The 8,848-nt window shown below is 66.9% G+C and carries 7 protein-coding genes and 1 pseudogene; 6 read left to right on the top strand and 2 right to left on the bottom strand.

Going from position 1 to position 8,848, the window contains the following annotated elements; genetic code table 11:
* Nucleotides 1-347: 347 nt before the first annotated feature.
* Entirely contained in the window at nucleotides 348-941 is a 594-nt protein-coding gene (locus M7H19_RS06800; protein ID WP_298178361.1) for a TetR/AcrR family transcriptional regulator, read from the top strand.
* A gap of 1 nt (nucleotide 942) precedes the next feature.
* Here the strand turns inward: M7H19_RS06800 and upp are convergent, their stop codons facing one another.
* Nucleotides 943-1,566: a uracil phosphoribosyltransferase gene (gene upp, locus M7H19_RS06795; protein WP_298178358.1), complete on the bottom strand. Its 624-nt coding sequence runs from the start codon at nucleotides 1,564-1,566 to the stop codon at nucleotides 943-945.
* A 125-nt stretch (nucleotides 1,567-1,691) separates the two neighbouring features.
* Here upp and M7H19_RS06790 point away from each other — a divergent pair.
* From M7H19_RS06790 to M7H19_RS06770, 5 genes and pseudogenes are all read left to right on the top strand, one after another.
* Nucleotides 1,692-2,072 (top strand): annotated as a pseudogene (locus M7H19_RS06790) (VOC family protein).
* 60 nt (nucleotides 2,073-2,132) lie between these two features.
* Complete coding sequence (locus tag M7H19_RS06785; protein ID WP_298178354.1) at nucleotides 2,133-2,777, top strand: DUF1707 domain-containing protein; 645 nt, start codon at nucleotides 2,133-2,135, stop codon at nucleotides 2,775-2,777.
* Between the two features lie 55 nt (nucleotides 2,778-2,832).
* On the top strand, nucleotides 2,833-3,786 hold the full coding sequence (gene deoC / locus M7H19_RS06780; protein WP_298178351.1) for a deoxyribose-phosphate aldolase: 954 nt from the start codon (nucleotides 2,833-2,835) through the stop codon (nucleotides 3,784-3,786).
* A 2-nt stretch (nucleotides 3,787-3,788) separates the two neighbouring features.
* The gene (locus tag M7H19_RS06775; RefSeq protein WP_298178348.1) at nucleotides 3,789-5,228 is read left to right on the top strand and encodes an aldehyde dehydrogenase family protein; all 1,440 of its coding nucleotides are present in this window, start codon (nucleotides 3,789-3,791) and stop codon (nucleotides 5,226-5,228) included.
* Complete coding sequence (locus M7H19_RS06770; protein WP_298178346.1) at nucleotides 5,215-6,078, top strand: aldehyde dehydrogenase family protein; 864 nt, start codon at nucleotides 5,215-5,217, stop codon at nucleotides 6,076-6,078. Before M7H19_RS06775 ends, M7H19_RS06770 begins: the two co-directional genes overlap by 14 nt.
* Before the next feature lie 71 nt (nucleotides 6,079-6,149).
* Here the strand turns inward: M7H19_RS06770 and M7H19_RS06765 are convergent, their stop codons facing one another.
* Nucleotides 6,150-8,678, bottom strand: a complete 2,529-nt coding sequence (locus tag M7H19_RS06765) for a DEAD/DEAH box helicase (RefSeq protein ID WP_298178343.1) — start codon at nucleotides 8,676-8,678, stop codon at nucleotides 6,150-6,152.
* Between the last annotated feature and the right edge of the window lie 170 nt (nucleotides 8,679-8,848).

The following is an 8,848-nucleotide window of genomic DNA, read 5'->3' as shown; positions in this document are numbered from 1 at the left end:
TGCGTTCCGCGCTGTCAAACCCTCTCAGGTCTGACCCGCTCGCCCCGGTCGTCCCTGGCGACAAAGAGAAGATTACACACCCCCAAAACCCACCCAAACAGGGGGGTCCCCAAACCACAAAACCCCAGCTCAAAGGCACTGCGCGTCCCGTTGGGGCACTTGATCGACTTTCCGTCGCCTCTGACGCCTCCGCGGTGCGGGTTCCAGGCGGAGTGCGTGACGCCGGCTGGGGGCTCGTGTCCGCTCAGTCCGACCTCGCCACCGAACGCTGTGAACGGTTCCATTCGCATCGTTCGGTGGCACCGCAAGATCGGCACAACCCAGAAAAGCGGCGATACGCTGGGAACATGCCCCGCCCGAAGACCCATGACGACGCGCTGAGAGAGAATCTGCTCGCCAGAGCGGGGGAACTCCTCGCCGAGGAGGGTCCGCAAGGACTCAGCCTGCGCAGGCTGGCAGCTGAGGTAGGCACGTCGACGACAGCTGTGTACTCACTGTTCGGCAGCAAGCCGGCGTTGATCGCGGAACTGTGTGCCGAAGGGTTCCGTCGGATCGGCGACCAACTGGGTTCGATGGAGCCCACCGGCGATCCCCTCACGGACCTCGTGCGACTCGGCCTGATCTACCGCGAAGCCGCGCTGGCCCAACGACACGTCTATCCGATCATGTTCGCCGGCGCCTCCCCCGGCGGCGAACAGCCGGCAGGACGGGACGAAGCCTCCCTGCTCACACTCGAACCGCTGCGAGACGCGGTGCAGGCGGGTATCGACGCCGGCGTCTTCCCCCACGTACCCGCCGACATGATCGCGGGCAGTGTGTGGGCGTACGCGCACGGAATGATCCTGTTCGAACTGCACCACAACCTGCCGGCCGGGTTCGAATACCACCACGCGTACGAACGCGGACTTCGAGCGACCGTCACCGGCTGGAGTACCGGCTGACTCAGCTGGTCCCGTACTGCCGATCGCCCGCGTCGCCGAGGCCGGGCACGATGAAGCCCGAGTCGTTGAGCCGCTCGTCCACACTCGCGGTCACCACACGCACCGGGAGCTTCGACTTCTCCAACACCTCGACGCCCTCCGGTGCGGCCACCGCGCACACGGCCGTCACATCGGTGGCACCCCGGTCGGTGAGCAGCCTGATCGTGTACTCCATCGAGCCACCGGTGGCCAACATGGGATCGAGCACCAACACCGGCCGGTCGGCCAACGACTCCGGCAACGACTCCATGTACGGCGTCGGCTGCAACGTCTCGTCGTCACGGGCCAGCCCCACGAACCCCATCTGCGCGTCGGGGATCAGCTTGTGTGCCTGGTCAGCCATCCCCAGACCCGCACGAAGGACGGGAACGAGCAATGGCGGGTTGGCCAACCTGTAGGCGTCGGTACGCGCCACCGGAGTGTGGATACGTTCCGTCGTCAACGGCGCATCCCGCATGGCCTCGTAGAGGAGCATGACCGTGAGCTCATGCAACGCCGCGCGGAAAGCCGCGCTGTCGGTGCGGGCGTCACGCATCGTGGACAGCCGTGCCCTGGCCAGCGGATGGTCGACGACGAGTACGTCCATGCCCGACACTCTAACGCCGGTTTCCCACCTGCCGGACGCCGCGCCACGACGCCGGACGACGGCTCGGGTCCCGTCAGGAACGAAAAACGATTGTGGCGCACCTTCGAGTGCGGGACCGTTCGATGATGGGAAGCAGTATCGAGAGCATCTCAGTCGACTGTGCCGACGCGTACGAGCTGGGTCGGTGGTGAAGCCGGGTACTCGACCTGCCACTGTCGCCCGAGGACCGTCCCGGAGACCCCGAGACGCTCATCGAACTCGGTGACAGTCGGAATCTCCTCTTCCTTCAGGTGCCGGAGCCGAAGACGACGAAAAACCGCCTGCACCTCTGTCTTCGCCCCGATATCCCACGCGACGAGGAGGTACAACGGCTACTCGGGATCGGCGCGGAGACGGTGGCCGACCGACGCGATCCCGACGGCACCGGCTGGGCCGTGCTCGCAGACCCCGAGGGCAACGAGTTCTGTGTACTCCGAGGCGCCCACGACACCCCGCCTCGACTCTAGCTCTCCGCCACACGGTGGCGGAGATCATGTGATTCGCCGTCCCGACGTTAAGGTGGACGCGTGAGCGAACAGCCCTCTCCTCGTGACCCGAAACGACTCCGCGCCTCGGACGCGGACCGGGAACGTGTGGCCCAGATCCTGCACAAGGCCATGGGTGAGGGCCGCATCACTTTGGACGAACTTACCGAACGCCTCGACCAGGTCTACTCGGCCAAGACCCTCGGCGAACTCGAACCGGTGGTGGCCGACCTCCCCACCGACGAGACCGCGCTGCCCACTGTGGCCTCGACGTCGACCTCGTCACTGCCAGACCGACGCATCGGCGGTACACCGGGCTCCACAACGTCGATCGCGGTGATGTCGGGTGCGGAGCGCAAGGGCGCCTGGGTGCTGCCCCGCCAACACAGCAGCTTCGCGTTCTGGGGCGGCGTGGAGATCGACCTGCGGCACGCCCACTTCGCGGAGCAGTACTCCACGATCACGGCCGTGGCGATCATGGGCGGTATCGAGGTGATCGTCCCGGACGACATCACCGCCGAGGTGACCGGCGTGGGGATCATGGGCGCCTTCGAGACGAAGAACAAGAAGGGGGCGTCGCCGACAGCCCCTCCGGGCGCCCCGGTAGTGAAGGTCACCGGCCTGGCGTTCTGGGGCGGGGTCGAGGTGAAACGCGTTCCCCGCAGCAAAATCAAAGAGCTCGAATAGGCAGCTCGGATCCGAATCGCCCAACCGATGATCCCGTGCCGTTACGCTCTCGGCCATGGCAACAGCTACCCTGCCGGCCGAGCTCGCCGACGCCATCCGTGACGAGCGCAGTCTGCGCCGGTTCCTGCACGGCCTGCCAGGAGTGGACCAGGTCGGTGTCGAACAGCGTGCCGCGAACCTGGCCACCCGCAGCATCAAGAAGGACTCGAAGCTGTGGGCGATCGACACCGCGATCTCGATGGTCGACCTGACCACGCTGGAAGGCGCGGACACTCCCGGCAAAGTGCGGTCACTGGCCGTGAAAGCACGGCGACCCGACCCCGACCATCCGGACACCCCACACGTCGCCGCCGTGTGCGTGTACCCCGACCTCGCCGCAACGGCCGTCGAAGCGCTCAACGGTGCCGACATCGCCGTGGCGAGCGTGGCGACCGCGTTCCCATCAGGACGGTCGAGCCGGGACGTGAAGCTCGCCGACGTGGCCCTCGCGGTGTCCGCCGGAGCCACCGAAGTCGACATGGTGATCGACCGCGGCGCATTCCTGGCCGGCCACTACGGACAGGTGTTCGACGAGATCCGCGCCGTCAAACAGGCCTGTGGCGACGCACACCTGAAGGTGATCCTCGAAACCGGCGAACTCGCCACCTACGACAACGTGCGCCGCGCCTCGTGGCTCGCACTGTTGGCCGGTGGGGACTTCATCAAGACATCGACCGGGAAGGTCTCGCCCGCCGCGACACTGCCGGTGACCCACGTGATGCTGCAGGTGGTACGCGACTGGTACACCGCCACGGGCGAACTGCGCGGCGTGAAACCCGCGGGCGGGATCCGCACCACCAAGGACGCCGTGCGATACCTCGTGGCCGTGCACGAAGTCGCCGGGCCGGAATGGCTCACGCCGTCACTGTTCCGTTTCGGCGCCTCAAGCCTGTTGAACGACCTGCTACTCCAGCGACGCACCCAGTTGTCCGGCCACTACAGCGGCCCCGACTACCTCGCATTGGACTGATCGTGACCCAGTGGGAATACGCGCCTGCACCCGAGTCGCGCGACCTCGCCAATCTGAAACCGTCATACCGCCCGTTCATCGGCGGTGAGTTCGTCGACGGCTCGGGCGAGCCGTTGCGGACGATCAACCCGGCCACCGAGGAGGTGTTGGCTGAGGTCGGCACAGCCAGCGCCGCCGACGTGGACAAAGCGGTCAAGGCGGCGAGGAAGGCCTACGACCGCGTGTGGGGACCGATGCCGGGCACCGAACGCGCCAAGTACGTCTTCCGCATCGCCCGGCTCATCCAGGAACGCGCGCGAGAACTCGCCGTGTTGGAAACCCTGGACAACGGCAAGCCGATCAAGGAATCGCGCGACTCCGACATCCCGACGGCCGCGGCGCACTTCTTCTACCACGCGGGATGGGCCGACAAGCTCGACCACGCCGGACTCGGCCCCGGCCCCCGCCCCCTCGGCGTGGCAGGCCAGGTCATCCCCTGGAACTTCCCGCTGCTCATGCTGGCGTGGAAGGTCGCGCCCGCCCTAGCCACCGGCAACACGGTGGTGCTCAAACCAGCCGAGACCACCCCACTGACGGCGCTGGTGTTCGCCGAGATCTGCCAACAGGCCGACCTGCCCCCGGGCGTGGTGAACATCGTTCCCGGCGCCGGAGACATCGGTGCCGCGGTCGTCGAACACCCCGACGTCGACAAGGTCGCCTTCACCGGCTCCACCGAAGTCGGCAAGCAGATCCAGCGCACACTCGCGGGCACGCGTAAAAGGCTCACGCTCGAACTCGGCGGGAAAGCGGCGAACGTCGTCTTCGACGACGCCCCACTCGACCAGGCGGTGGAGGGGATCGTCAACGGGATCTTCTTCAACCAAGGGCACGTGTGCTGTGCAGGCTCCCGACTGCTGGTGCAGGAGTCGATCGCCGACGAGCTGCTGGACAAACTCCGCGCCCGGATCTCCACCCTGCGGCTCGGCGACCCGCTCGACAAGAACACCGACATCGGCGCCATCAACTCCGCCGAACAACTCGCCAAGATCCACGACCTGGTCGCCTCCGGGGAGAACGACGGCGCGCAACGGTGGACCAGCCCGTGCGCGTTGCCCGACAAGGGGTTCTTCTTCGCGCCCACGGTGTTCTCGGGCGTCGAGCAGTCCATGCGCATCGCACGCGAGGAGATCTTCGGCCCCGTACTGTCGGTACTGACGTTCCGCACGCCGGACGAAGCCGTCGCCAAGGCGAACAACACACCGTACGGCCTGTCGGCGGGAGTCTGGACCGAGAAGGGATCGCGCATCCTCTGGATGGCGGACCGGCTGCGCGCGGGCGTGGTGTGGGCCAACACGTTCAACCGTTTCGACCCCACCGCGCCGTTCGGTGGCTACAAGGAATCAGGATTCGGGCGCGAAGGCGGCCGAACGGGTCTGGAGGCGTACCTGCATGTCCAGGGTTGAGGTGGCGAAGACCTACAAGCTCTACATCGGCGGTAAGTTCCCGCGCTCCGAGTCGGGACGCACTTACCCGGTGACCGACGCCAAGGGGAAGTTCCTCGCCAACGCGGCACACGCCTCGCGCAAGGACCTGCGGGACGCGGTGGTGGCCGCACGCAAGGCGTTCGCGGGCTGGTCCGGCGCGACGGCGTACAACCGCGGCCAGGTGCTGTACCGGGTGGCCGAGGTGATGGAAGGCCGCCGGGAACAGTTCGCGGCCGAAGTGGCCGCGTGCGAAGGTCTGCCGATCCGCAAAGCGGAGTCTGTTGTGGACAACACTGTGGACAGGTGGGTGTGGTACGCGGGGTGGACCGACAAGATCGCGACGGTACTCGGCGCGGCCAACCCGGTGGCGGGACCGTACTTCTCCTTCACCGTGCCGGAACCGACCGGCGTGGTCGGCGTGCTGGCGCCACAGAGGTCGTCCCTGCTGGGGTTGGTGAGCGTGTTGGCTCCCGTGCTCGCCACCGGGTGTACGGCCGTGGTGGTGAGCAGCGCGGAGCGTCCGCTGCCCGCGATCACCCTGTCCGAGGTCCTCGCGACCTCGGACGTGCCCGGCGGGGTGGTGAACATGCTGACGGGCAAGGCGTCGGAACTGGGGCCCTGGCTGGCATCCCACGAGGACGTCAACGCCATCGACCCCACTGGGGCGGACCCGACGGATCGGGTCGAGATCGCACGTGAGGCCGCGGGGACCGTCAAGCGTGTACTCGACACGTCCGACGAGGAACCGGACTGGACCCGACTCCCCGGCCTCGGACGCCTGCGCACGTACCTGGAGCCGAAGACGGTGTGGCACCCGATGGGTGTCTAAAGACCTACGGGAACTGCGGACACGACTGCACAACCTGCGGACACGGCTCGGCCGTGTCCGCAGGTTCGCGGTCAGGTTTCGCCGACCTCCATGACACGGATCACGGCCTCGCCCGCCTCGTCCGAAGCCGCGAGGTCGACCTCCGCGCTGATGCTCCAGTCGTGGTTGCCCTCGGGGTCGTCGAGGATCTGCCGAACCCGCCAGACATCGGACTCCTGCTCGATAAGCAACAGGTCGGGGCCTCGCGCGTCGGGCCCGGTGAGGATCTCGTCGTAGGTGTCGAAGTAGTCCACCAACGCGTCCTCCCACGCCACGGCGTCCCACCCCGAGTCGGCGTCGAGTTCGCCGAGCGCGTCGTAGTCCTCCCGCGCCGCGAACTGCACCCGACGGAACATCTCGTTGCGCACCAGAACGCGGAACGCGCGCTCGTTGCGCGTCACCGGAGGCGGGCCTTCCGACGGCTCCGGCCTGCCACTCCGGTCGAGCTCGACCTCGTCGGGATGACGCAGCGCCTCCCATTCGTCCAACAGGCTGGAGTCCACCTGCCGCACCAACTCCCCCAGCCATTCGATGAGGTCCGTCAACGCCTCGGTCTTGGCGTCGTCGGGCACCGTGCGCCGCAGCGCGTCGTAGGTGTCGGCCAGGTAGCGCAGCAGCACCCCCTCCGACCGCGCGAGGCCGTAGAAGTTGATGTACTCGACGAAGTTCATCGCCCGCTCGTACATGTCGCGCACGACGGACTTGGGCGACAGCTCGTAGTCCGACACCCACGGATGTCCCTGCCGGTACCGGGAGTACGCCGCCTCCAGCAGCTCCTCCAGCGGCTTCGGGTAGGTGATGTCCTCCAGCAGCTCCATGCGCTGTTCGTATTCAATACCTTGCGCCTTCATCTCGGCGATGGCCTCATTGCGCGCCTTGAACTGCTGCTGCGACAGCACCTGCTTCGGATCGTCCACGGTGGCTTCCACGATGGAGACCACGTCGAGCGCGTACGACGGCGAATCGGGGTCGAGCAGTTCGATCGCGGCCAACGCCAACGGCGACAGAGGCTGGTTCAACGCGAAGTCGAGCTGGAGATCCACGGTCAGGCGGACACGGCGCCCCTCCTCGTCCGGCTCGTCCAGCTCCTCGACCACCCCGGCGGCGAGCAGCGCACGGTAGATGGCGATGGCGCGAAGGATGTGTTTGCGCTGTGAGGGCCGGTCCTCGTGATTGTCCTCCAGCAGGCGCCGCATGTGGGTGAAGGCGTCCCCGGGGCGCGAGATGACGTTGAGCAGCATCGAGTGCGTCACCTTGAAGCTGGAGACGAGTGGCTCCGGTTCGGCGGCGACGAGGCGTTCGAAAGTGCTCTCGGTCCAGTTGACGAACCCCTCCGGCGCCTTCTTGCGCACGATCTTGCGTTTCTTCTTCGGGTCGTCGCCGGCCTTCTCCAGTGCCTTAGCGTTCTCGATGACGTGATCGGGCGCCTGCACGACCACGTAGCCGTCGGTGTCGTAGCCCGCCCGGCCCGCGCGACCAGCGATCTGGTGGAACTCCCGCGCCTTGAGGTGCCGCTGCCGGGTGCCGTCGAACTTCGTCAACGACGACAGCACCACGGTGCGGATGGGCACGTTGATACCGACGCCGAGCGTGTCGGTTCCGCAGATCACCTTGAGCAGGCCCGCCTGCGCGAGCTGCTCGACCAGACGCCGGTACTTCGGCAGCATGCCCGCGTGGTGCACGCCGATGCCGTGCCGCACCAGCCGCGACAGCGTCTTGCCGAACCCCGCTGAGAAGCGGAAGTCGCCGATGGCTTCGGCGATGGCGTCCTTCTCGGCCCGCGTGCACACGTTGATGCTCATCAGCGCCTGCGCGCGTTCCACCGCGGCGGCCTGCGAGAAGTGCACGACGTAGATGGGCGCCTGGCCGGAGTGCAACAGTTCCGACACGGTTTCGTGCATGGGCGTCAGTGCGTACCGGAACGTCAGCGGCACCGGCCGCTGCGCCGAGGTCACCACAGCGGTGTGTCGCCCGGTCCGACGCGTGAGGTCCCGTTCGAAGAACGACACGTCACCGAGCGTGGCCGACATGAGCAGGAACTGGGCGTTCGGCAGTTCCAGCAGCGGCACCTGCCACGCCCAACCCCGATCGGGCTCCGAGTAGAAGTGGAACTCGTCGGCCACCACCTGCCCGACCTCGTCGACCTCGGCCTCGGGGCCGAGCCGCAGCGCCAGGTTGGCCAGGATCTCCGCGGTGCAACAGATGATCGGGGCGTCGGGGTTGACGCTGGAGTCGCCGGTCAACATGCCGACGTTGTCCGCTCCGAAGATCTCGACGAGCGAGAAGAACTTCTCGGACACCAGGGCCTTGATCGGTGCGGTGTAGAAGCTGCGCCGGCCCTCGGCCAATGCAGTGAAGTGCGCACCGACCGCCACCAGACTCTTGCCGGACCCCGTCGGCGTGGAGAGGATGACGTTGGCACCGGAGACGAGCTCGATGAGCGCCTCTTCCTGCGCCGGGTACAGCTCGAGACCACGCTCACCCACCCATGTGGCGAAAGCGTCGAAGAGTGCATCCGGATCGGTGTCGTCGGGCAGGCGATCTGTGAGAAAGTCAGTCATCGTGCCTTAGATCGTGTCACTGGTGTATTGGTCCCGTGAGGGGTGATCGCGGCTCGGAGTCGGAACCCGTAGGCTTCGCCTAACACGTCCGGTTCCGAGCGCCACAGTGATCCGGCTCGTGCACAGGTGGTTTCCGGAGGGCGGAATGGCACAGGATATCATCCCGATCG

Origin of the sequence: Saccharomonospora sp. (genome assembly GCF_027317685.1) — a bacterium.
Classification (GTDB): Bacteria; Actinomycetota; Actinomycetes; order Mycobacteriales; family Pseudonocardiaceae; genus Saccharomonospora.
The sequence above is the reverse complement of the archived record's forward strand: the minus strand, read 5'-3'. Positions and strand labels throughout refer to the sequence as shown.

Bases quoted from the DNA above. Each gene is read 5' to 3' on its own strand.
- deoC (WP_298178351.1), top strand. From the start codon at position 2,833: ATGGCAACAGCTACCCTGCCGGCCGAGCTCGCCGACGCCATCCGTGAC.
- upp (WP_298178358.1), bottom strand. From the start codon at position 1,566: ATGGACGTACTCGTCGTCGACCATCCGCTGGCCAGGGCACGGCTGTCC.
- M7H19_RS06765 (WP_298178343.1), bottom strand. From the start codon at position 8,678: ATGACTGACTTTCTCACAGATCGCCTGCCCGACGACACCGATCCGGAT.
- M7H19_RS06800 (WP_298178361.1), top strand. From the start codon at position 348: ATGCCCCGCCCGAAGACCCATGACGACGCGCTGAGAGAGAATCTGCTC.
- M7H19_RS06770 (WP_298178346.1), top strand. From the start codon at position 5,215: ATGTCCAGGGTTGAGGTGGCGAAGACCTACAAGCTCTACATCGGCGGT.